The organism is Psychrobacillus syltrankelensis (assembly GCF_055454035.1).
Map to the genome: position 1 here is coordinate 838,324 of NZ_CM144227.1, position 20,440 is coordinate 858,763.

At 33.4% G+C, this 20,440-nt stretch carries 30 protein-coding genes; 4 read left to right on the forward strand and 26 right to left on the reverse strand.

Features of this window, described 5'->3' with window-relative positions:
- Window positions 1–9: 9 nt before the first annotated feature.
- The 17 genes from ACTSKG_RS04320 to ACTSKG_RS04400 form a co-directional block, all read right to left on the reverse strand.
- Entirely contained in the window at window positions 10–918 is a 909-nt protein-coding gene (locus ACTSKG_RS04320) for a DUF6731 family protein (RefSeq protein ID WP_464756917.1), read from the reverse strand.
- 172 nt (window positions 919–1,090) lie between these two features.
- The gene (locus tag ACTSKG_RS04325) at window positions 1,091–1,300 is read right to left on the reverse strand and encodes a hypothetical protein (RefSeq protein ID WP_464756918.1); all 210 of its coding nucleotides are present in this window, start codon (window positions 1,298–1,300) and stop codon (window positions 1,091–1,093) included.
- A 113-nt stretch (window positions 1,301–1,413) separates the two neighbouring features.
- The gene (locus ACTSKG_RS04330; protein ID WP_464756919.1) at window positions 1,414–2,181 is read right to left on the reverse strand and encodes a peptidoglycan recognition protein family protein; all 768 of its coding nucleotides are present in this window, start codon (window positions 2,179–2,181) and stop codon (window positions 1,414–1,416) included.
- The gene (locus ACTSKG_RS04335; RefSeq protein ID WP_464757969.1) at window positions 2,181–2,354 is read right to left on the reverse strand and encodes a phage holin family protein; all 174 of its coding nucleotides are present in this window, start codon (window positions 2,352–2,354) and stop codon (window positions 2,181–2,183) included. The genes ACTSKG_RS04330 and ACTSKG_RS04335 overlap by 1 nt, the downstream gene beginning before the upstream one ends.
- A 4-nt stretch (window positions 2,355–2,358) precedes the next feature.
- Window positions 2,359–2,565, reverse strand: coding sequence for a phage holin family protein (locus tag ACTSKG_RS04340; RefSeq protein ID WP_464756920.1), 207 nt, complete (start codon window positions 2,563–2,565; stop codon window positions 2,359–2,361).
- Between the two features lie 84 nt (window positions 2,566–2,649).
- Window positions 2,650–3,300 carry a hypothetical protein gene (locus ACTSKG_RS04345; protein ID WP_464756921.1) on the reverse strand — a complete coding sequence of 217 codons (651 nt, stop codon included), beginning with the start codon at window positions 3,298–3,300 and terminating at the stop codon, window positions 2,650–2,652.
- A 453-nt stretch (window positions 3,301–3,753) separates the two neighbouring features.
- Window positions 3,754–4,479: a hypothetical protein gene (locus tag ACTSKG_RS04350; RefSeq protein ID WP_464756922.1), complete on the reverse strand. Its 726-nt coding sequence runs from the start codon at window positions 4,477–4,479 to the stop codon at window positions 3,754–3,756.
- A gap of 54 nt (window positions 4,480–4,533) precedes the next feature.
- The gene (locus ACTSKG_RS04355) at window positions 4,534–5,466 is read right to left on the reverse strand and encodes a hypothetical protein (protein WP_464756923.1); all 933 of its coding nucleotides are present in this window, start codon (window positions 5,464–5,466) and stop codon (window positions 4,534–4,536) included.
- Window positions 5,387–5,740, reverse strand: a complete 354-nt coding sequence (locus ACTSKG_RS04360) for a hypothetical protein (RefSeq protein ID WP_464756924.1) — start codon at window positions 5,738–5,740, stop codon at window positions 5,387–5,389. Before ACTSKG_RS04360 ends, ACTSKG_RS04355 begins: the two co-directional genes overlap by 80 nt.
- A complete protein-coding gene (locus tag ACTSKG_RS04365; RefSeq protein ID WP_464756926.1) occupies window positions 5,733–6,569 on the reverse strand; it encodes a terminase small subunit in 837 nt (278 codons plus the stop codon). Before ACTSKG_RS04365 ends, ACTSKG_RS04360 begins: the two co-directional genes overlap by 8 nt.
- A gap of 100 nt (window positions 6,570–6,669) precedes the next feature.
- Entirely contained in the window at window positions 6,670–7,185 is a 516-nt protein-coding gene (locus ACTSKG_RS04370) for a hypothetical protein (RefSeq protein ID WP_464756927.1), read from the reverse strand.
- Window positions 7,186–7,354: 169 nt separating this feature from the next.
- Window positions 7,355–7,828: a sigma-70 family RNA polymerase sigma factor gene (locus ACTSKG_RS04375; protein ID WP_464756928.1), complete on the reverse strand. Its 474-nt coding sequence runs from the start codon at window positions 7,826–7,828 to the stop codon at window positions 7,355–7,357.
- 84 nt (window positions 7,829–7,912) lie between these two features.
- On the reverse strand, window positions 7,913–8,095 hold the full coding sequence (locus tag ACTSKG_RS04380) for a hypothetical protein (RefSeq protein ID WP_464756930.1): 183 nt from the start codon (window positions 8,093–8,095) through the stop codon (window positions 7,913–7,915).
- Window positions 8,096–8,139: 44 nt separating this feature from the next.
- A complete protein-coding gene (locus ACTSKG_RS04385) occupies window positions 8,140–8,325 on the reverse strand; it encodes a hypothetical protein (protein WP_464756931.1) in 186 nt (61 codons plus the stop codon).
- 31 nt (window positions 8,326–8,356) lie between these two features.
- On the reverse strand, window positions 8,357–8,995 hold the full coding sequence (locus tag ACTSKG_RS04390) for a hypothetical protein (protein WP_464756932.1): 639 nt from the start codon (window positions 8,993–8,995) through the stop codon (window positions 8,357–8,359).
- 179 nt (window positions 8,996–9,174) lie between these two features.
- A complete protein-coding gene (locus ACTSKG_RS04395; RefSeq protein WP_464756933.1) occupies window positions 9,175–9,858 on the reverse strand; it encodes a hypothetical protein in 684 nt (227 codons plus the stop codon).
- Entirely contained in the window at window positions 9,855–10,049 is a 195-nt protein-coding gene (locus tag ACTSKG_RS04400; protein ID WP_464756934.1) for an XtrA/YqaO family protein, read from the reverse strand. The genes ACTSKG_RS04395 and ACTSKG_RS04400 overlap by 4 nt, the downstream gene beginning before the upstream one ends.
- Window positions 10,050–10,820: 771 nt before the next feature.
- Here ACTSKG_RS04400 and ACTSKG_RS04405 point away from each other — a divergent pair.
- Together ACTSKG_RS04405 and ACTSKG_RS04410 are read left to right on the forward strand one after the other, a co-directional pair.
- A complete protein-coding gene (locus tag ACTSKG_RS04405) occupies window positions 10,821–10,958 on the forward strand; it encodes a hypothetical protein (RefSeq protein WP_464756935.1) in 138 nt (45 codons plus the stop codon).
- A gap of 313 nt (window positions 10,959–11,271) precedes the next feature.
- Window positions 11,272–11,595, forward strand: a complete 324-nt coding sequence (locus ACTSKG_RS04410) for a tyrosine-type recombinase/integrase (RefSeq protein ID WP_464757970.1) — start codon at window positions 11,272–11,274, stop codon at window positions 11,593–11,595.
- 235 nt (window positions 11,596–11,830) lie between these two features.
- Here ACTSKG_RS04410 and ACTSKG_RS04415 read toward each other — a convergent pair whose 3' ends face one another.
- The 5 genes from ACTSKG_RS04415 to ACTSKG_RS04435 form a co-directional block, all read right to left on the reverse strand.
- Window positions 11,831–12,256: a hypothetical protein gene (locus ACTSKG_RS04415; protein ID WP_464756936.1), complete on the reverse strand. Its 426-nt coding sequence runs from the start codon at window positions 12,254–12,256 to the stop codon at window positions 11,831–11,833.
- Window positions 12,257–12,884: 628 nt separating this feature from the next.
- Complete coding sequence (locus ACTSKG_RS04420; RefSeq protein WP_464756937.1) at window positions 12,885–13,136, reverse strand: hypothetical protein; 252 nt, start codon at window positions 13,134–13,136, stop codon at window positions 12,885–12,887.
- Between the two features lie 284 nt (window positions 13,137–13,420).
- Window positions 13,421–14,533, reverse strand: a complete 1,113-nt coding sequence (locus ACTSKG_RS04425) for a conserved virulence factor C family protein (protein ID WP_464756938.1) — start codon at window positions 14,531–14,533, stop codon at window positions 13,421–13,423.
- A gap of 27 nt (window positions 14,534–14,560) precedes the next feature.
- Window positions 14,561–16,441, reverse strand: a complete 1,881-nt coding sequence (locus ACTSKG_RS04430) for an ABC-F family ATP-binding cassette domain-containing protein (protein ID WP_464756939.1) — start codon at window positions 16,439–16,441, stop codon at window positions 14,561–14,563.
- A complete protein-coding gene (locus ACTSKG_RS04435; RefSeq protein ID WP_464756940.1) occupies window positions 16,438–17,073 on the reverse strand; it encodes an HD domain-containing protein in 636 nt (211 codons plus the stop codon). The genes ACTSKG_RS04430 and ACTSKG_RS04435 overlap by 4 nt, the downstream gene beginning before the upstream one ends.
- Before the next feature lie 287 nt (window positions 17,074–17,360).
- Between ACTSKG_RS04435 and cspD the strand changes: the two genes are divergently transcribed.
- Window positions 17,361–17,564, forward strand: a complete 204-nt coding sequence (cspD, locus tag ACTSKG_RS04440; RefSeq protein ID WP_387580464.1) for a cold-shock protein CspD — start codon at window positions 17,361–17,363, stop codon at window positions 17,562–17,564.
- Between the two features lie 38 nt (window positions 17,565–17,602).
- On the opposite strand, the gene ACTSKG_RS04445 is transcribed toward cspD, so the two are convergent.
- A complete protein-coding gene (locus tag ACTSKG_RS04445; protein WP_464756941.1) occupies window positions 17,603–17,785 on the reverse strand; it encodes a zinc-finger domain-containing protein in 183 nt (60 codons plus the stop codon).
- A 421-nt stretch (window positions 17,786–18,206) separates the two neighbouring features.
- Here ACTSKG_RS04445 and ACTSKG_RS04450 point away from each other — a divergent pair, with 421 nt between their 5' ends.
- Window positions 18,207–18,599: a reverse transcriptase-like protein gene (locus tag ACTSKG_RS04450; RefSeq protein ID WP_464756942.1), complete on the forward strand. Its 393-nt coding sequence runs from the start codon at window positions 18,207–18,209 to the stop codon at window positions 18,597–18,599.
- Window positions 18,600–18,658: 59 nt separating this feature from the next.
- Here ACTSKG_RS04450 and ACTSKG_RS04455 read toward each other — a convergent pair whose 3' ends face one another.
- From ACTSKG_RS04455 to coaW, 3 genes are all read right to left on the reverse strand, one after another.
- Window positions 18,659–19,135: an SRPBCC family protein gene (locus ACTSKG_RS04455; RefSeq protein WP_464756944.1), complete on the reverse strand. Its 477-nt coding sequence runs from the start codon at window positions 19,133–19,135 to the stop codon at window positions 18,659–18,661.
- A 107-nt stretch (window positions 19,136–19,242) separates the two neighbouring features.
- Window positions 19,243–19,443, reverse strand: a complete 201-nt coding sequence (locus ACTSKG_RS04460) for a cold-shock protein (protein WP_053589685.1) — start codon at window positions 19,441–19,443, stop codon at window positions 19,243–19,245.
- A gap of 162 nt (window positions 19,444–19,605) precedes the next feature.
- Window positions 19,606–20,427, reverse strand: a complete 822-nt coding sequence (gene coaW / locus ACTSKG_RS04465; RefSeq protein WP_464756945.1) for a type II pantothenate kinase — start codon at window positions 20,425–20,427, stop codon at window positions 19,606–19,608.
- Window positions 20,428–20,440: the final 13 nt, after the last annotated feature.

Below are 20,440 nucleotides of genomic sequence, written 5' to 3' on the forward strand. Positions count from 1 at the left end.
ATTTACACCTCATTCATAAATATTATTTATATCATTATTCCTAGTTCTAAATAATCTATGCATTCGGGATACAACAGTTGTATGTCTTATATTTCTTGATTCCACATCAATGTCCTCGTCTGAAAATAGCTCGTAATCCACTAATCGATTTTGTATTAAATCCATTTTTTCAACTCTTGCATCTTCGTCTGCTTTAATCTTCACAATCGCCCTTTTTACATTTTCGTCTGTAGCAAACCCTTCAATTTCTTCATATATAGGTAATTTACTATGTTTTCTCGATCCTTTTTGTTCTATTCCAATTTTGAATACTACACTAACAGATTCATCTATTTCTTCAGCACTACTTACAATCCTCCCAAGAGCCCTTTTAGTTCTAGGTGATGCATTTTTAACATCTGCAACACCCACTTCAATACTTCTTATCAAATGATCTCTTTGGAGTAATTCTAAAGACCTAGGATGTAGGAGTGGTTTAAAAATGATAGTAAAACCAATTTGATTTATCAATTTGGTAAAGTAATTCGCAATAGCTGATGGTGATAGGCTAAGTCCGTTTCTTCTAATCATTATAACATGATTCTCAGTATTATAAATTGCGGATACTTCTTCTCCAAATCCTTCCTCGTCTCCGAAATCGGTAAAAAAATCAATAGTGCCATCATCATTTGCTATTACTGGAAAGTTATCTTTCCTTATTCTGAGAAAATGCAACTCCCACATATTGTTGTTATATGAAATCTCTTGGAGTCTAGCTAGATCATTCCCTACACCAAAAACTCTGTCCGTAGTAGCTACGCCTTGTGCATTTTGTAACACAACTGACAAATCGCAAAGCCTTTCTTCCATATTATTTGTTTGTTGATTTAGCGACATTGCATAAACTTTAAAGTAATCAAACCGAACACTTTTCGCCATATTTATTCCCCCTTATACTCCCTATTTCTACAAATAATGAGTAAAATCCTCCTAATCATATAAAATGAGTCAAAAGTAATTGGTAAAAGTATTTATTGAAATAGAGATAGGGTGACGTAGCTAATAAATATAGGTGTTGAAATTGGAGATATCTAGTGAAACCACCTCTTTTTTATTGCCCAAATATAGGTCCCCAAGAATAATAAAAGACCAAGAGCATTGCCATCAATCCAATGAATTTAGCGAATTGGTGCGATCTACTAAATGCTTTTACGATAAAATAAACAACTACGAAACCAACTACTCCGCAAATTGCAAACACGAGCATTTGCATAGCCATCTTATTAAATGTTTCTGCAATTATATTAGCTATATCAGTCATACATTGACCTCCTTTATACTTTACTAATATAGTACAATTTGGAAGTTTAGATGTCTATATAATTATCAGAAAATATAAAAAAACCCACTCAAATTAATGAGCGGGGCTAATAGTTATTTATTATTTAATTGTGCTAACATCGCTTTAGATGGAGTTTCGTATTTAATGTATCCATCCAATTTAGTAACCCACATACCGCCACCTACATTATATTGCCCTCCGTGATCTTCACGATAACCGTAAACTCGATACTCTTCAGTAGGATTTAGTACTCTTACCTCTTCCAATTTACCGTCCTTTTCCGTCCACAAGTTAATCTGTTTAAGAATTGTAAGCTTAACAATTTGACCTGGTTTTAATTCTGTCTTACCCCACATGATTTTATTGTCAGTAACATTAGTTACTCCACCAACTTGGTTAGGTACTAATAAAGCTTTTAAACGATTACGTACACTATCCATATTAATACCAGGACAATCTGTTGCCGTTCCCTTAAATTCATTATGTCCAAGAACATCATCCACACATAAATCGAAAAGTTTCATAGCTAACAAGCAGCGCTCTTCAAAAACTCGTTCTTGTGCTGCAGTAAATTTACCATTACCGACTACGCATATATGATAAACATATGAATTATGGTTAGCTATTCCATTAGTCGGATAAATGGCATCATAGCAAAGTTGTACAGTACCGTCCGTCAAAATGATTTCGTGGTAGCCGCCTTTTCCCCAGCCAAGACCTTTCCATCTGTTGTTCCAAAAGGCAAAATAGTCACCACTCGGTGTAGCGGAGTGATGACGTGCAATTTTCTTAATGTCCGATTCTTTTCGTTTTGTTAGCGACGGTGCAGTTTTATATCTTATATCATTAATCACTACCATTATTCTTTCCCTATACTCTCTTGTTCAATTACTTTCAATTTATCTTGAATAATTTTTGGTACAGGTAATCCTAGTTCTGCACTGTTTTCCAATATAGATGTTATCTCATAAAACGCATAAAAAAAGAGCGTAGCGTTAGCTAACATCCCATTTAGATTTAACATTTGATCCATTAAGTTAGATGTAATAATCACGCCGAAGATTGTTATTTTTTTTTAGATATCCTATGAACGCCGTTTTGCTAAATAACCGCTTGTTTTTGACTGCTTTAGCAATGCCAGTTATAATATCGATAAGCATTAGGATTAGTAAAAAGTCTAAAAATTTAATGCTCCCAAACAGATAAAACCTTACTATTTCAAAATTTTCTAACGTAATCACCATGGTGACCACCTTCCTATATTTAATTTTGGCAAAACAAAAAGAACGCCAGGTTGGACGTTCTTCAATTAATATAATTAGTTAATTCTATGCTGATTCATACGCTTCTTGGAATTCATTAATCTTAGTATCAATCAAACTCCCTACAATTTTTTTAATAAAAAAAGGTGCTGTACTGTCATTAATTTTAACTAATACTCGATGCCCCATGTTAATAATATTCTGATAGTGATTAAAGTTATCATTTTTTGATATGATATCAGTTATTTTTAAGCATTCACAAATACTTTCATGCCAAATTCCCTTTGGAAATAAAAAAAGATGAGTATTAGTATCCCCTTTGAAGTAACCTTTTTTACAATAATAATAATAAGCTTTAATTTCTTTTTCGCCATAATCTTCAATAAGGTTTTTATGATTTTCTAATTCTACTTTAAACCTTTTTATTTTCAAGTCTTTAGTTTGTATGCTTTCATGAATAATGACTGCATTTGGCATTACCCTCTGACCTATTGATTCTTCTGTATTAAATTCTTCTAAAATGGTTTCAATATAGGATTCAATTTCCATAATACTATTTTCCAAATCGAAAAATTTATCCTCAAGATCTCCAAATTGCTCTATCAAATCTTCTAACCCTTCCCCATAAAACGTTTGTATATCATTATCTAATACTTTTTCGAGTCTCTTATATTCTTTAATATCAATTAAATTAACCGAATCATAATTCCTGTGCATTAAAACCCCTCCTCTCTCATCCACAATTCGACAAAGGAGGAAGGAATCCTTCTTATAAGTAAAAATACATTAATTCACCAAAACCTAAAAGTTCTATTAGAATAAAGATAATATTGTTATGTGTCGAATTATTACATTTGGTCCACACAAAATTTAAAAAGGAGGGGTTTAGTATGACCAATGTAAATATTAAATTTATTGAACTAAATAAAAAGAGCACAGAGGAAAGATCCGTCGATGGTAAAAAGGTATCACCTCCATTGACTCCAAAACCTCGTAAATAAAATCTTAAAGTAAATATTAGCATGGTAGATTGGAGTATTGAAATGACTAAAGAAAATTCACAAGCAAAACCACCCAGTAAAAATAGCAGTAAATCTTCGTCTGCCCGAAAGCTATTCGCAGTAGAAGGTAGAAAAGTGTCTCCGCCACCTAAGAAAAAATAAATTGGTCTTAAAGATCAGGAATGGGTTTGTTTTTTGGATTTTTAAAGTCTATTTCTTTTACAACCATTCCTGATTTGGTATCAATATACACCCTAAGTATGTCAAATTCGAAATCATTTTTAGTCGATTCCATCCATTGTGAAGTGTCTTCTAAAACCAGTGCTTTATCAACTTCTATAGGTCTCGATGCTTTAGTCATTGAGCCTATAATGAATTCTTCTGGCTTATCAATCTTATGGACAATATAGACTGCCTCTTTAGCAATAGAGTTATCATCCTGATCTTTATCCTCATTATTAATTTTAATAAAAAATTCTTCCCAAACTGAAGAACTTGAAGATAGTGGTGCTATCTTTCTCGTTTTCCTCACCTTGTTTATCATTTCCCTTATAAACTCATGCCCCCAAAGAGTCCAGAACCAACAAATAAAGAAACTCATTATGAAACTTACTAATAGGAACAAAACCAAATACCTAATATCTGAAGTTGCATCATTTAAAGCTTCAAGAGACCAAACTCTTTCTACGGAAAAATATTTGCTATTAATAAAATATCCCCACATGTTTAAAACTAATAATGTAGCAAAACTAACTGGCAGCCATAATAATGCAGCTATTCCTGTAAACTCTGGTGGCGTGTGTTTAACGGATGGATTTAGACCAAAAACTTGTAACCAGAAATATGCCATTACACCTGGTAACAAGAATACAAAAGTGCTCAAAAATTCAGACATTGTTTCACCTCATTTATCATATTCAACATGTGCTTAGTAAATCCTTCTTTTTGATTAACCTAAAACAGCAATAGTCCGATTAGCAATCTCAATTTCTACTTCACTTCGAATCGGTAATTCTACACCACCGATTTTCTTAACTTCTGGAACTTCTTCAATATCGTAAGATGGAACCACCTGAATGTGAATCCCTCTGCGTTGCAATTCATTCGCTAGTGCTTGTCTGAAAAGCTTATCAGCTGACTCCGCAAAGATATGAGCAGACGCAAAAAAAGCCGGATAGGTATCCGACCACTCTTCAATCTTATCGACTATTTCTTTTGCATACTGATCATGCGTGTAACCAGATTCTTTGCCTTGTTTGTGGTAATAGCCATCTAACAATATAGTTTCTGCATAGTTTGGAGTGAAAGCAGTTAGCGTCGCCACTGTAGCATCCGTACCACCAACGTCTACACCAATAGAGAATTGAATAAACTTCTTATCTAAAAGGTATTCACGTGTTTTAACCACATCTTTATATGTGTAGCCAGTGTAAATCCTACCCGTTGCAGCGGTTCTCTTTCCTAAAATGTCAGCCTGATACCAAAGGGATGATTTATCATAAGTAAGTAAAACTTCACGTAGACGTTCATCTGGAATCGACATGTTTTCCATAATCGTGAAGTGGCCATAGTTGTAACCAGGATTCTCCCCACGTTTTTTAAGTAAGTCTTGATGATCTAATATATCCCGATAAAACCAATGCGATGGAGGAAAAGGGTTTAGGTCAAAGAATAACTTTCGCTTACTACTGGCAAGTGTACGGTCAAATACTTCTTGAACGAACGTTTGATGACACTCATTTACTTCTGTAATGTAAACTGTTCCGTATGAGTTACCTTTGATTCGTGCAGCGTCGTTCGCTTTACCGCCACCTACAACAATGACAAATTTTCTCTCCTGTCTTGGTTTGAATGTACAAGGCATCCCTATTTTTATACTCACCCTCACGACAACGTCCTGCAAATAGATGTTGCAGACCGAATCCATTTGAATCAATCGCGTTCATTTTGGCGGCACCTAATGAAACTCCTGCAACCAAATGTAGTTTATCTGGATGGATCTCTAAACACATAGCGTAAGCAATCAAGTTAATAATGTTCTTTCCTGCACGCTTTCCACCCTCTGCAACATTCAGCCAACTATCTTGCGATTGCTTGATATATTCAGCTTGATTTGCTGTCAATGGAGCGTATGGAATTAAACCGTTATCAATCATCATCTATCACCCTTTTCGGTGCAGGATTGTTGATTAGATCCGCAAGGGCAACAATTTGCTTATTCATATCTACTGTGTTTTGGTTAGGTACCTTAGATTTCAATAAGTCCACTCGTGCTTTCTGTTCCTCACTCATGAAACCGACGTACTTTTCAAGTGCTTCTAATGCCTTCATTTTGTCAGCAAGTTTCACTGTAATACCATCACGACCTTGCTTAACCTCAGTCAATATCGTTCCATCTATCTCACTAGAATCATTCAGATGGACGTAGTTGTAAGCTTGCGTTTTAACATTGCTATTGGCATCAAGCTCAGGTTCTCCACGTTCGTTATAAACGATTTCTTCTTCTCTGCCGAACTTCAAGTAATCTGTAATATCGGCAAAAGCAATATCGATATACTTCTGAATCACATCTTTAATATCGAGCTTCAACTCATTCGTTTGTTCTTCTTTCATCCTATCAATCTCTTTGGATATCTTAGGATTTCTTAGATGTCTATGTCCTTCAACCATCGCTGTTGTATAAGCACATTCATAAGCTTTTTGATAAGCCTTTGTTGCGTTGTAGTACTTAATGTAGTAGATGCAAAAAAGCCGTTGTTTATCAGTCAGTGCATCCGACTCAACAACAGGCTCTATTACTTCTTTTTTTGTATGCACCCTTTTTGTTTTTGTGTGCACACTTTTTTTAGTTGTATCTTTCGACCATTTATGTCGAGTTTTCCAAGACTTAACTGTGTTTATTGATACATCGTATTTCTCCGCTATGTCTTTATATTTCATGCCAGCCAAGTAATCTTTTTCGGCTAGCTCATACTTTTCAACCATCTACCATAACACCACCTCCGAAATCTTCATTATTTTCAATCACCCCATTATGCTATTTGCTTTTTAGATATAAAAAAAGCACCTGCATTATACCAAGTGCTTACTGTTTGTACTTATAATTTTTTATCTGTTTTGAGATTGCATTTTTATGTACATTAAAATCAGTTAATTTTATCTTTAATACTTCTTCAATACTAACCCATTCACCAGTAAAATCGTGTTTCAATGAGACAACTATTCCTGCTATTAAGATCAGTATTTCAATATTATCACTATCAGTGCTACCTAGTTTAGTATAATTATATTGTTGAAATTCCGCTAACCGTTTGCATGTTTCTGGTGAGGAATATAAATATGTATTGTTCAACAAACTTTTCAGATGTTTTCCATCGTCCATTTTTTTCTTAACCTTTGGATCATCCATCAAAAACAACATTTCTGTCCAGAATTCTATTATTCTGTGCATCTCCTTACCACTCGACTCGCGGTAATAATTACTGATTTGCATATACTTAGCATTTTTAAACGAACTTTTATTTTCATAAAATTTCCACCCAATATTAATTATCGCTGTACTTACTGTGCTAGTCAGTATTACTATCCATACTTCATTCATTTATAATCTCCTCCCAGTGACAATATTCGCCAAAGAAAGTGAAAATCCTCCAATAAAGTATAAACTCGTACACTGGGATAGAAAGAAGAATGCGCTACTCGAACGCAGCCCCTCTTTTTCTCCCCCTCATTAATAATTAAATCGTAAGACAATCGTAAGACAAAGCATTTTATGCAACTCTTTCTCTTACCTTTTCTTTCGCTCTTTTTATATACATTTGAACTGTCCCTTTACTAAGTCCTATTTCTTCAGCAATCTTACTCATGCTTAGCCCTTGTGAGACATACATAATATAGCAATACCTTTCCCGATGAGATAAAGCCGCCAGTATATCCGCAAGAATGATTTTTTCTTCTCTTGTCATATACAGTTGCTTTGGTTCTGTTTCAAGTTGCTCAGTTATGTCTGGTATACATTCTATAGATTGGATAAATTGACGTTGATAGATACCTTTTTTATCTACTTCTCTATATGTACCCGGTTGTCGTCCTGTGGTCATCCATTCGATAGAGTAGGACATGCTATCTACCATGCTGTTGATCTGTTTAATATCAAGAGCATCTATCGACTTTTCTTTCAATGCATTCAATTCCTTTTTACCCTCGCTATATTCATGTATTAATCTATCTGCCCAGTTATCCATGATGAATCCCCCTATCGTCTTTTGACTGCACCACGTACTCTTTTGTAGGTATCTCGATTGCACCCCATTAATTCTTCAATTTCCCTACGAGAATAGCTTTCTTTTTGCTTTTTGCTTGTTCTTCGTATTCGGATTGACTAACTCACCCCTAATAGCCTGTTTTAGCCCTTTTTCAATTAGCTCCGTTTGAATCGTTCTCATTCCCATCTCTCCCTTAGATAAAATAAAAAAGAGGACAACAAATGACACAGCGATCGCTGTAATCAAAAGTTGTCCTCCAGTTGGCTGGGGCAGACTTATTTGGCTTTTATTTACAATTCCCTCATACTTATTACTTTGATATTCCTACCATATTCTTTATACATGATTTCATCTATCTGTTTTTCGACTTCTAATAAATTCGACTCATCTTTTTTTAACTCAGGTCCATCTATTATTGCTACCTTTTTTACCATCTTCCCAAATTCATTTTTCATATAATTTACTGAGTATCTCAAAACTCTTCTCCCACTTCCCTCTGTATCAGCTTCATCTTGCCTTCTTGCCTGTTTCTTCTTCTATTTCTTCAATACATAAAGAAATTATAGCTATAATAAGACCAGTTCTTTTTTTGTTACTTCCAAATTTCATCCCTATTGCTGCAATAGTAACAAAAATGAAAATCAACAACATTAATCGTGTCGAGAATTGATTAATTTCAAAAATAGAATCACTAAATATTAGGGTTACAATTGGAATTAGTGAAACAATTATAGTTTTTAAGTAAACATTTTCTCCAGATTCTTTTAATTGTTGATCATAAAAAGCTCTATACATTTTTAGTGTAGATATCTTTTTATTTGTAATCTTCATAATCATGTTCTTAATATGTGTTAAGTTATCAATAGTACTGTATTTTATATTATAATTTTTTAAAGAATACATTAGGTATTCATCAAAATCCGTCAAATCGTCCATCCATTGATATAAAGATATATTTTTCTTAAACCTATTTTTCTTTGGTTCAGTCGGAAATAATAATGTTAATAAAAAAATAAAAAATACTAAAAATGCCGCAATAACTATTATTTCTAAAGCCAAACCAGTAATCCTTAATAATGAAGCAATCATTATCACAATAATCGGTAATACAATTCCCTTAAACATATTTTTGAAAAGCATACTCATGAATTAATATTTCTCCACTTCTATAGAACAAGTACATTTACACATAATTACCTAGTTCCATTATACCTATTAAGAGGTTAGTATTTCCATCATTATTTTGCTATTTATTATAAAAAAAGACAACAAATGACTCAGTAGTTACTGTAATCGTTTGTTGTCCTCCAGTTGGCTGGTGTTTCTTATTTTTCGTCAAACTCAGAAAATAATTTTTCGTATAATAATAAGCTCTTATCAAAATTAAATATAATAGCGTCGTATTCCTTTTTTATATTACTTTGATGTAATATGGTATCTCCTGTAATACTTCCACTCAATAGATTACGATCATAATTAATCAAATTAACGCCTAATATAGACAATTTTTGTATAGTGTTTAAACTAACATAGAGATTATGAATATCTCCAATTTCATTTATATCCAAAAAAATTGATTCAGCATTCTTAAGTATATATTCAATTTCTTTAATTTCTTCCACTGATGAATTTAGTATTACCTCTGAAAAAGACAATTTATTACTAAAATAGTATTCAAATTGTTTTTTAAAACTTCTAGATGCTTCAAGACCAATTTTCAACTTAGTAAATATTTTAAATAAATATTTGATCTTATTTTTATGATTTTCTTGCTGTTCCTTGTTATATTGTTGTTCGATTTGAAGTTTTGCAATATTTGTTGCATTTCTTCCCGCTATCTTGGCTCCGAAAAAAGCCCCAAACAATGTTCCTAAAACAGTAAGTATTGTTTTAACATCCAAAAAATCTGACAAACAAAATTCTTTTTCATAAAAATAGTAGATTAATATAAAACTAAATATTAAAGAGAAAATACTAAAATAGAAATAAAAATTATCTCTCCTTTTCAAAACTCTTCCCCTTCTTCCCTCCGCATCCGCTTAACTTTTCCCTGATGCGTAACAATCTTATACTCCCCATGCGGAGGAAGCTCTCTGAGTTTTGCCTTTCCATCACAGATCACGATCACACAACTGGTAGGTATATTCATTATATCGACTGTTAGCAGCATTGTATTAGTGTCTATTTCTAAATTTTCCATATTCACCAAGTCCCCTCCAATGTGTTATTATTGATTTGAGCGAGACAGGAGGAGTCCTGTCTTTTTATTTGTATCTTGCATCTATATTGGTGTTATCTCATATACTAGTGTTAAGCCAAAGGCCATAGGCTAAGCCATTGAATAAATTCACCTTTCAAAAATTTGATGAGGTGATTAATACAAAGGTTATCTTATATAATTTCTTAATGGGAGTCAGTGCAGGGTTGTTTGTTTTTCTTTTAGATTTTGTTGAGAGAAAGATCATCAATTTGTTTAAAAAAGTAAAAAGAAATAAGTGATTAAGTAAATAAGTGAATTTATTTATGGCTTAGGAGGCTTACTTAGCTCCTAGTCATAAATAAACTATTAAAATAAATAATTATTACAACAAAATGCTGTTTTCTCATCTATTTTTAGATGTGAGATGGCATTTTTTCTTTGTAATTAGCTTTTAATTATTTGTTACTTCTCAGGTTTTACTACATTAATAAACTATTAAAATAATTTAAGACGTATTATGTGTCGAACTAAGATATAAAAGCAAAGTAAATCTAATAGATAATACCCAGATGGGAAGACATTCTTATTATTTATCTTAATGTATCCGTTACACCGTCGAATTTTTTCATTGAAATCCTCCTTAATTAACATTTTTACTCTTGTATTTCTCAATTATCTGTAGAATATTGTCGTAATTTTACGAATAATAAAAATTGAGTCTTGTGAAATCGATTGATATACTTTAAACATGTTTGAAAGGTGGTGAAAAAAATGAAGAAAAAAATTTTTTCGAGTCTAAGTGCATTTATTCTTCTTTTTGGTCTTACAACATCCGCTTTGGCTTCACCAGTTACCCCTGATCAAAATTGTGGTCCTGGAACATTTAAACCATGCTTAGATAGGGGTTAATTTCCCAGTTTAATAGCGCTTGTTTACTTTCAGGCGCTATTATATTTTAAATTACAAACTCAACCTTTTGTTTAATAAGAAACTGCTGGTTTAAATCTGTTATGAACCAAACAATATTCCGGAAGATTTGCCCTCACTAGAACATCTGCAATGCTTCAAATACAAACTTACTAATCTCTTCTTTTTTACATCTTACTTTAAGAACACCTTCAAACCAATTAGGCATATATGTTCCCTTTAGACTTCTCCGGAATGTGCTTCATGTCCTCTAAGCAGTCCATATTATAAATCGTGTTTAATTTGATATTCATTGTTGTTTCCCCTCTCAGTATGGTATATCAATAAGGGGAACGTTAGGGATGGCCATCCTCCAACGGTAAAATATTTACGGCAAACGGTTTACAGAATTGGTCTGAAAACAACAATTCCCAAAAGTCTCCATACTTATATGCTTCGTCATACACATATTAGTTTACTTGCGGAAGCTGGTGCTGAATTAAGTTATATAATGGACAGAGTAGGTCATAAAGATTCGAGAACAACTACTGACATCTATTTACATGTTACTAAGGGAATGCGAGAAAATGCGATGAAGAAAATGCATGATAAGTTTAGTTATTTGATGAAAAAAAGATAAAAATAAAATAAATGTTAGCAAAATGTTATTTTTTCTTCATTTGCTAACATTTATTCACTCTAAAACGTTGAGATATCAAGGGTTTGAGAAATAATGAAGGCATATACTCATCGTACGCGTTCATGGTTTCTCCCACTTTCGTTTATGTTCATTATCCCTTTATTTAAAGGGATTTCTATAATACATTCTACTTGCATTTTCATATTTTTTCACGTTTTTCTACTTATACACAAGATTATTTTGATAATTCCTTATAAGCTAGAACTTTTAGGGCTAACATTTCTTCATCTGTTAGTTTATTTTGGAGCTTATTGAAAATTTCTTGTTTCTCTTCAGCTGTCATTCCATTTTGTGTTTTTGATTGGATTTCTTTTATTTCACTTAGATTAAACTTTTTCATTAATACTCTAGTCGCTTCTTCTTTCGTTTGAAAAGGAAGCTTACTACTATCTATATTTTTCCCTTCCTCAATAAATGCTTGTAATTGAGGATCATTATTGATCTCTTCTTTAATATTTTTTAGTTGGCCGCTATTTTGTAGTTCGACAGCCACCTTATCCATTACTTGATCAGCAACTATTTTGGGTACAAAATAGTATGCCGCTAACCCTATTAATACAACAATTACGATTAATGTTAAAAGTACTTTTAAGAATTTCATGTTAATACCACCTCTACAGGATATATTATTAAGAATACTACACTAGATACCTACTTGAGAACCATTACGCAATACTTCAATATCACAGAAATCAAATTATGTAAAAATAAAGTAGAGAAACCATTCTCATGGCTTCCCCCATTTCAAACCGCACGTGCTCTATTTAGGCATACGGCTTGCCAATATGTTACCAATTATTTCTAGTGTTATGCATTCCAGGCATTTTGCATCTTTTGAAGGCGAAGAGGTGAGAAAAAGTCTTCCCCTTTCCTTTTGGCTCGAAGTTTATCTATCTCGTACTTTCGCTTGGATTTCATTTTCTTATCCATTGCGAATTCTTCCAGTGATTTATCGTATGCTTTGTTGAGATAGAGCCATAAACTAGGGACTAGCTTAATCGCTATAAAGAATCCGTTGTTCGGAAGCTCTATCCTTCTTTATCGGTAGACATTTTCTTTTTCCTCTGTTTCATATTGTATTACGAATGAGTCATGGTAAGTACCAGTTCATGGATAAGACTAAGCCTATTCTTTCTCCGGGATTAATGATTAGAGCAAATGGCAACTGCTCTAAGAGAAATAATACAGCGAAGAGTCGGAGAAAATGGTTGTTATTTAGTTATCACTTTTTATACCAGTTCTACCACGTCTACATTGCTAGATCTTTGGTAGGCCCTATAAGCTACAACTGACGCAATCAACGCACCAATTAGAATTAACATAGTTCCTCCAACCGAAAAAAGTGTTCCAATAAATATGTCCTTGGTTTCAATTCTTAAAGTTTGACTGGTTTGACCCGTTTGACTCTTTTGATTCGTTTGATTCGTTTGATTCAATTGATTCAATTGATTCAATTGATTCAATTGATTAACATGATTCATTTATAACCCACCTCTCTACATATTTATTATATTCTTCTCCTTGCTCATTTTGTTCATCATTCAATTTTACAAAAACAAATGCCATGTTTGTGTATTCTACCACTCTATTAACAATATATGCCTCTTTACACCAATCCCGCAGTATTTCACCTACTTATCGATAAATGCTATCCTCTCTTATTTAGCTTTTCCGTAAGTATAAGAAAAAAATGGATTGCGAGGTGACTCAGTCACTTCACAATCCACAAAAACCGCCTCGTTAATCCATTGTTTACTTTTACCTATTATTTTCTAGCTTCGTTCATTTGCTTCCAGACAGAACCTTTTGCTTCTTCACCATCTTCAATTCGAGCGATGGCCATTCGAACTTGTAATTTAACTTCATATTCTTTATCATTCATTGCTTCTTTTAATATATGCAGAGCATCTGTTGTTCCAACTTCATAGAAATACATAGCAGCTCGCCAACGGACAAGCTTGTTTTTATCAAAGAGAGCAACTTTCATCGCTTGGGCAAATTGGGCAAACCCAAGATCACTCATGGCATCTCCAGCAGTTCTTCTAACGGCAGCACTTTTATCCTTTAAAGCAATTTCTAACAAAGGAACAACTGCCTCGTCTTCTATTAATCCTAAATAGACAGTCGCAAGACGACGTATAGACACTTGCTCATCTTGAACTGCTTTTGCTAAAATCGGTAAGTCTTCCATTTCTGGATTAATTAAATTATTCAGTAATTGAAATCTTTCTTCCCAATCACTAACCATAAATTGTTCTAGTTTAAAAGGGACGCGAATTGGTGATTTATCTTCTGTGGAAATGTCTCTATCCTCTATTAATTTATTTAGTTTACTTTCTGGAAATGTTGCTTCCAGCTCTTTTACTAATTGTTCCCCTATTTCTTTTTGGTCTCCATAGCGAACACCAAAATCTACCCACTTACGAAGCAGTAAATAGTTTTCTTTGTCACCTTCCATTGCAACGTCTAAAGCATTAATAAATCGCTCGGATAATCCATATCTCGACTCTGATTCACTGTCAAAAACCTTTACTTGAAGAGGAATTCCCTTATACTGCTGAACATGAACAAATACTTCTCCATAATGATCTACAGGTTTTTCATTCAAAACTCCATCATTTTTTGCCCCGAAAACATTTTCTACTGAAGCTAAAATGGATTCCCATGAAAACTTAGCATTTCGCTCAATTGCTAAAAAGTCTGCTACATGATATACCCCTTTTACACCTTCTATTCCTAAAATGTCTTTTATTTCATTAGGAGCACCTTCCAAGTTATCTTTTTTATAATTATGACTTTTGCCAAAAGGAAGCTCTACATCTATAATTATTTTCATTGTATTTGGACTAGGTGTTGGCTCAATTGTTACGATTTTCATCGTTATCCCCTCCAGAAAAATCAATTATTAAAATGAAGTAATTTCTTCTAAATACGACCAGCGTTCGATTAATTGCTCATATTTTTCATTTTCTATATCTAATTGTGCAGTTAGCTCTTGAAGTAAAGTAAAATCGGAACCTACTTTAGATAACTTTTCTTCTAATTCATTAATACGGAGTTCTGTTTTATCTATATGATCACCAATCGTTTCCCACTCACGTTGTTCTTTATAAGAGAGTTTTTTCTTTTCTTTTACTGGTTTTACTTGGATTTCTTCTACTTTTAAATCATCTACTTTTGATGGGCTTATCTTTTGCTCCTCTAGATAATCCGAGTATATACCTAGCCATTCTTTTACAGATCCATCACCATTTAACACCCAAAGCTTTTTCGCTATACGATCTAAGAAAAAGCGATCATGGGAAATAGTAATAATGACACCAGGAAAAGTTTCCATGAAGTCTTCTAGAACCGATAATGTTTGAATATCTAAGTCATTTGTTGGTTCATCAAGTAACAAGACATTCGGCTGTTCCATAAGCATTTTTAATAAAACAAGTCGTTTTTTCTCACCACCAGATAATTTACCTATTTGTGTTCCATGAGTATTCAAAGGGAATAAAAAGCGTTCTAACATTTGAGCTGCAGAAAATTTCTCTCCAGAACCTGTTTCAATTAGATTAGAAGATTCACGGACATATTCAATCATTCTAGTTTGCTCATTCATATCAGGTAACTGTTGTGTAAAATGCATGAGCTTTACTGTTGAACCAACAATAATTTCACCAGAATCCATATCAAGTTCTCCTGCTAGCATTTTTAGTATCGTACTTTTCCCTACTCCATTAGGACCTACAATACCAATTCGATCGCCAGCTTGTAAAAGGAAATTGAAATCATTTACTATTTTTTTCGTTCCAAACCCTTTAGAAATTGATTTACCTTCAAGCACTTGCTTACCTAGTCGAGTGGTAGCTAGTTCCATTTCCAAGTTCTGATTGGAATTATTACGATCAATTTTAGAATCGATTTCTTCAAAACGATCTTTTCGGGCTTTCTGTTTTGTAGATCTTGCTTTCGCCCCTCTACGTATCCATTTCAATTCATTTCGAAACAAGTTTTGTAATTTTTGTTGAGAAGATGCATTCATTTCTTCGCGAATTGCTTTTGACTCTAAATAATCTGCGTAATTTCCAGAATGGGTATAAAGTGTTTTATCCGCAAGTTCATAAATATGTGTAGCGACTGCATCCAAAAAGTAGCGGTCATGTGTAACGAAGATGATGGCTCCCTCTACACGTTGTAACATTTCCTGTAACCAATCTGTAGACTCTTTGTCTAAGTGGTTAGTAGGTTCATCTAATAGAAGTAAATCGGCAGGTTCAATTAACACCTTTGCAAGGGCAACCCTTTTTTGTTGGCCACCAGATAAATGTAAGACAGAGTCTTCAAATTGGGTGATACCTAATTTCGTTAAAGCTGTTTTTGCAAGTGCATTTACGTCCCAAGCTTGTAAGTCATCCATTTGTGATTGTAGGTTCATCAACTTATCTTGTAATTCAGTTGAATTGGAATCCTCCATTAATGCTAATAATGCTTCTTCATATTCTCTATTTATCTTTAAAATCGGAGAATCTCCACTAAATACCGCTTGAAGAACAGTCTCTTCTTTCTCAAAAGTCGGTTGTTGTTCTAAATAGGCAATTCGATATTTGTTTGGATGATCACGGTCAATTGAGTCAGCTTCGAGCTGCTCAGCAATAATGGAAAGAAAAGTTGATTTTCCTGTACCATTGATACCTATTAAACCCGCTCTGTTTTGATTATTGATTGTAAATGAAATATTATCAAACAGCGTTTTTTCTCCAACTGTTTTCGTTAAATTTGAAATAATTAAATGACTCATATTAATTCCCCAGTTTCTTTTCGTAAGTTTTGTAAAAAAAGTTCCATAAATGCATGCCTTTCTTTTGCAAGTGCTTTTCCTTTTTCAGTCATCATACCATTTGAAAGTAGTAATAGTTTTTCATAGAAGTGCGTAACAGAGGCTGTATCTTTTGAACGGTACTCTTCCACAGTCATTTTTGCCCGAGGGGTTTCACTTACCTCATACAGTTTTCTACCTTTTGCCCCTCCATATGCAAATGTACGTGCTATTCCAACTGCTCCGATTGCGTCAAGACGATCTGCATCTCGAACAATTTTTGCTTCGATTGTTTTAGGTTCTTCTTCATTTCCACCATTAAAAGACACTGATTTTATCACATCGTTTATATGATTTACTTTTGATTGAGGTAGCTTCAACTGTTGGATTATACGTGTTTGTTCAGACTTTGTTTGTTCTATTGCATATTTTGGATCACTTACATCATGAAGTAGAACAGCAAGTTCCACAACTTCTTTATCAGCATTATCCACCGCTTCTAATATTTCTAATGCATTTTTTCTCACTCTCTCAATATGTTGAAAGTCGTGACTTGCATCAAAATGCTTGTACACTTCTATTACCAATTGTTCGCATTGCTCTATTGTATTCATACTATCTATCTCCTTAAACGGATTCATCTTTTTCATTATATACAATATCATAGAAAAAGACCGCTAATTGATTGGTGAACAACCTTAAAGATGCTAAATGTATCCTTTTCTCAAAATAAATTGATTTTGTTTTTGAATTTATGGGAATACTTATATAGGAAAATGCATTTTTAGTGATAACAGAAAATATAAATGATATTCGACACATTATTGACGATTACTGTCATTTAATGTATGATTTAACTATCCATTATCCGAATATTTAGTGGATTGAGGGAGGAACGTTTATGCAACAGGGGAAAGTAAAGTGGTTTAATAATGAAAAAGGCTATGGGTTTATCGAATACAATGATGGAGAAGATGTATTCGTCCATTTTACCGGTATTCAAGGAGATGGATACCGAGCATTGGAAGAAGGACAAGAAGTTTCTTTTGAAATTGTGGAAGGTAACCGCGGACCTCAAGCTGCAAACGTACTGAAAAATAGTTAGGAATAGTTCTTCCCGCGACGAAAGGTCGTGGGTCTTTTTTATTTGGAGTGAAGCTTTTCCCCAATTTCTCGAATCTCCTCTCCAACTGTACATGTATAAATGCAGAAATTATGAGCTACTGACTTCCCTTTTTCTTTACGTAAAAGACTTTTTATAAAACAATCCTCACAATAGGTATCTAATAAATGGTCAATTTCAGTAATCAATTGAGTATTTTTCATATTAAATCTCCTCACCATAATAAGTATGATTTTACTACTACATGTATTTTGTTTGCAAGAGTGCAATTTTTAGTTCAAACTAAGAATTAAAGAATGAAAATAAAATAAATAAAATAAATTATAAATGAGTTAATTTCATAAATAGCATTTAATTATTAAACCACGAACAATACTTAATTTGTTGATTGGAGCGACAGGCGGCGACTCCAGCGGGATGAGTGAGACAGATGAGCCATTACAAACGACGCGAATGCGGCGGTAATGGCTCATCGCCCACCCCGCGGAAAGCGTCCGCCTATAGCGGAAATCATGCTGCTTTATGAAGTGAATATTATACATATCCATATATTTCACTTTAATATTGATCGTGTTTTATGAGCTAAATCTGATTTTTGAAATTGATTCAAATAGGTGGTTTATAATGATTGAAGTATATATTGATGGTTCAACAACAGGAAATCCGGGTCCAAGTGGTATAGGAGTATTTATTAAAGGCGAAGGACAGCATATTAAAATTAGCGAATATATCGGAATTTATGATAATCACACTACAGAATTCTTAGCACTTCTAAAAGGACTAGAAGAAGTGCAAAAATTAACAACATCAATTGTATCAGCAAGGACTGATTCACAAATAGTGTGTGCAGCAGTTGAAAAAAGATATGCAAAAAATTCTGATTTTGCTGCTATTTTAGAAAAAATATTAAAGATAAGCGATTCATTTGACTTCTTTTTTATAAAATGGATTCCAGACGATCAAAATAAAGCAGCCCACGCATTAGCAAGAGAAGCTGTACTAAAAAAACTACCTTAATCCAAAGGCAGTTTTTTCTCACTTAAATTGTGTCTAATCTTCTTGACAACTACATCCAATCAATAAATGTCACTTTGAAATTCTTCTTTATATGCTGCTTCAATCGACTCTTTTGTACGTTCCATAAAACGTTGTACTACCTCATCGCTACCGAACAATTGAAAGATGGATAATAAAGGATTCTTAGGTTTATTTATCGATGTATATATAAATTTTGTAGTAGTATCATTCTTACTTTCTAATTCATAGTCAATTGTCATACGAAAACGATTGTTTAACAGAAAATTCTCTTGGAGCTTTTTATAATTTTGTTCATCTGTGTATTTTTTTATTGTGATTTCGTATTGTTCCGTTAGAGAACCAATTTGATATGTTTGTATAATAATAGTGCCAACTACCTGTTCTGTTTGATGGATAAATTCTTCGTTAATTACTTTCGGAAAAATTATTTTCTTTTTTTCTAAACTACCATAAAAAAATGACCAAACGTATTCAATTGGTGCATGAATAAGTATTTCTTTTTTCCATTTTTTCATTTTTTCAACTCCTTAAACTTAATCACCACTCTACCGAATGATATAACATATCATAACACAAAAAAACAGACTCTCTAATGAGAGCCTGTTAAAGTTTAGGTTTAAAATTAAGCTTTAACTACGTTAGTAGCTTGAAGACCACGTTGGCCTTGCTCGATTTCAAAAGTTACTTCTTGACCTTCGTCAAGAGATTTGAAACCTTCGCTTTGAATAGCTGAGAAATGTACGAATACGTCGTCTCCGCCTTCGCGTTCGATAAATCCGAATCCTTTTTCTGAGTTAAACCATTTTACTTTACCTTGTTCCATGTGTATTTCCTCCTCGTATGCGATTGTGCATACATTGTGTTACTATCCTTGCTCAACACTGTTAAGTAAAAGTGTTGCCACCTACTAACTAACCGAACAAAAATAATCCTCTTTAAATATAGCATGCATTTATTATTAATGCAACAGTTTTACTTAAACATTTTAAATACTTTCCAATAATGCACCAATTGCTCCACTATACCCATGTTTTTCTAAAAAGATAGGTTCTTTTTCTTTTAAATTCGTATAACTTTGGATAATTTTCATGAGCAAATCATTATTTTCTAATGTTGAACCAATATAAATAACCTGATTTACGTTATGGGCATCAGCTGCTTGGATACATAAAGAAGCGACAACCTCACCAATTATACCTTGTAAACCAGATAAGTAGTCTGCATGACTTTTATTTTCATCTGATTTTAAAGCTACTCCACCAAAATTACTGGCAGTAAGTGATCCATTTAACGGCAGTTTATTACTTTTATAAATATCACTCACCAAGATGTCTATGGAATCTCTACTTCCTAATTTTGAAAGATTTATCATCTCTTCATAACTGGTTACCCCAGTTAATACTTGCCCCAAGCCTATTAATGTTCCACCGCCAATTCCAGTTCCACCAAGTCGGCGATGTGATTCTCCATTCATCAGATGAATAGACGTCCCTGTGCCAATATTTGCGATAATTGCTTTTTCGCAATGAATATTTTCTTGTTTTAGTTGATACATTACACCAGCCATTGTAGCGTCAAATTCCACTATATATGGAATATCATTTTGCGAAGTCAGATATTTCTTTAACTGCTCCGCACGACCACCAGTAAGGCAAATGGATGCTAACGAATGATTAGATTCAATCCAATCCTTTACCGCTTTAAAGTTAGATGAAAGAAAGTTTAGTAAATGTAATTCCATTTTTTCATCCCAATAAGCTATTTTCGTTAACGTTCCACCTGCATCAATACCGATTTTTGTAGCCATAAAAATTCCCCTT

Bases quoted from the DNA above. Each gene is read 5' to 3' on its own strand.
- ACTSKG_RS04400 (WP_464756934.1), bottom strand. From the start codon at position 10,049: ATGGAAAATTTAGAAATAGACACTAATACAATGCTGCTAACAGTCGAT.
- ACTSKG_RS04345 (WP_464756921.1), bottom strand. From the start codon at position 3,300: ATGCACAGGAATTATGATTCGGTTAATTTAATTGATATTAAAGAATAT.
- ACTSKG_RS04390 (WP_464756932.1), bottom strand. From the start codon at position 8,995: ATGAGTATGCTTTTCAAAAATATGTTTAAGGGAATTGTATTACCGATT.
- ACTSKG_RS04425 (WP_464756938.1), bottom strand. From the start codon at position 14,533: ATGAAAATCGTAACAATTGAGCCAACACCTAGTCCAAATACAATGAAA.
- cspD (WP_387580464.1), top strand. From the start codon at position 17,361: ATGCAACAGGGGAAAGTAAAGTGGTTTAATAATGAAAAAGGCTATGGG.
- ACTSKG_RS04330 (WP_464756919.1), bottom strand. From the start codon at position 2,181: ATGGTAGTGATTAATGATATAAGATATAAAACTGCACCGTCGCTAACA.
- ACTSKG_RS04450 (WP_464756942.1), top strand. From the start codon at position 18,207: ATGATTGAAGTATATATTGATGGTTCAACAACAGGAAATCCGGGTCCA.
- ACTSKG_RS04420 (WP_464756937.1), bottom strand. From the start codon at position 13,136: ATGAATCATGTTAATCAATTGAATCAATTGAATCAATTGAATCAATTG.
- ACTSKG_RS04325 (WP_464756918.1), bottom strand. From the start codon at position 1,300: ATGACTGATATAGCTAATATAATTGCAGAAACATTTAATAAGATGGCT.
- ACTSKG_RS04455 (WP_464756944.1), bottom strand. From the start codon at position 19,135: ATGAAAAAATGGAAAAAAGAAATACTTATTCATGCACCAATTGAATAC.
- ACTSKG_RS04415 (WP_464756936.1), bottom strand. From the start codon at position 12,256: ATGAAATTCTTAAAAGTACTTTTAACATTAATCGTAATTGTTGTATTA.
- ACTSKG_RS04460 (WP_053589685.1), bottom strand. From the start codon at position 19,443: ATGGAACAAGGTAAAGTAAAATGGTTTAACTCAGAAAAAGGATTCGGA.
- ACTSKG_RS04405 (WP_464756935.1), top strand. From the start codon at position 10,821: ATGAAGAAAAAAATTTTTTCGAGTCTAAGTGCATTTATTCTTCTTTTT.
- coaW (WP_464756945.1), bottom strand. From the start codon at position 20,427: ATGGCTACAAAAATCGGTATTGATGCAGGTGGAACGTTAACGAAAATA.
- ACTSKG_RS04335 (WP_464757969.1), bottom strand. From the start codon at position 2,354: ATGGATCAAATGTTAAATCTAAATGGGATGTTAGCTAACGCTACGCTC.
- ACTSKG_RS04375 (WP_464756928.1), bottom strand. From the start codon at position 7,828: ATGGATAACTGGGCAGATAGATTAATACATGAATATAGCGAGGGTAAA.
- ACTSKG_RS04365 (WP_464756926.1), bottom strand. From the start codon at position 6,569: ATGGTTGAAAAGTATGAGCTAGCCGAAAAAGATTACTTGGCTGGCATG.
- ACTSKG_RS04430 (WP_464756939.1), bottom strand. From the start codon at position 16,441: ATGAGTCATTTAATTATTTCAAATTTAACGAAAACAGTTGGAGAAAAA.
- ACTSKG_RS04435 (WP_464756940.1), bottom strand. From the start codon at position 17,073: ATGAATACAATAGAGCAATGCGAACAATTGGTAATAGAAGTGTACAAG.
- ACTSKG_RS04370 (WP_464756927.1), bottom strand. From the start codon at position 7,185: ATGAATGAAGTATGGATAGTAATACTGACTAGCACAGTAAGTACAGCG.
- ACTSKG_RS04360 (WP_464756924.1), bottom strand. From the start codon at position 5,740: ATGATTGATAACGGTTTAATTCCATACGCTCCATTGACAGCAAATCAA.
- ACTSKG_RS04350 (WP_464756922.1), bottom strand. From the start codon at position 4,479: ATGTCTGAATTTTTGAGCACTTTTGTATTCTTGTTACCAGGTGTAATG.
- ACTSKG_RS04320 (WP_464756917.1), bottom strand. From the start codon at position 918: ATGGCGAAAAGTGTTCGGTTTGATTACTTTAAAGTTTATGCAATGTCG.
- ACTSKG_RS04445 (WP_464756941.1), bottom strand. From the start codon at position 17,785: ATGAAAAATACTCAATTGATTACTGAAATTGACCATTTATTAGATACC.
- ACTSKG_RS04340 (WP_464756920.1), bottom strand. From the start codon at position 2,565: ATGGTGATTACGTTAGAAAATTTTGAAATAGTAAGGTTTTATCTGTTT.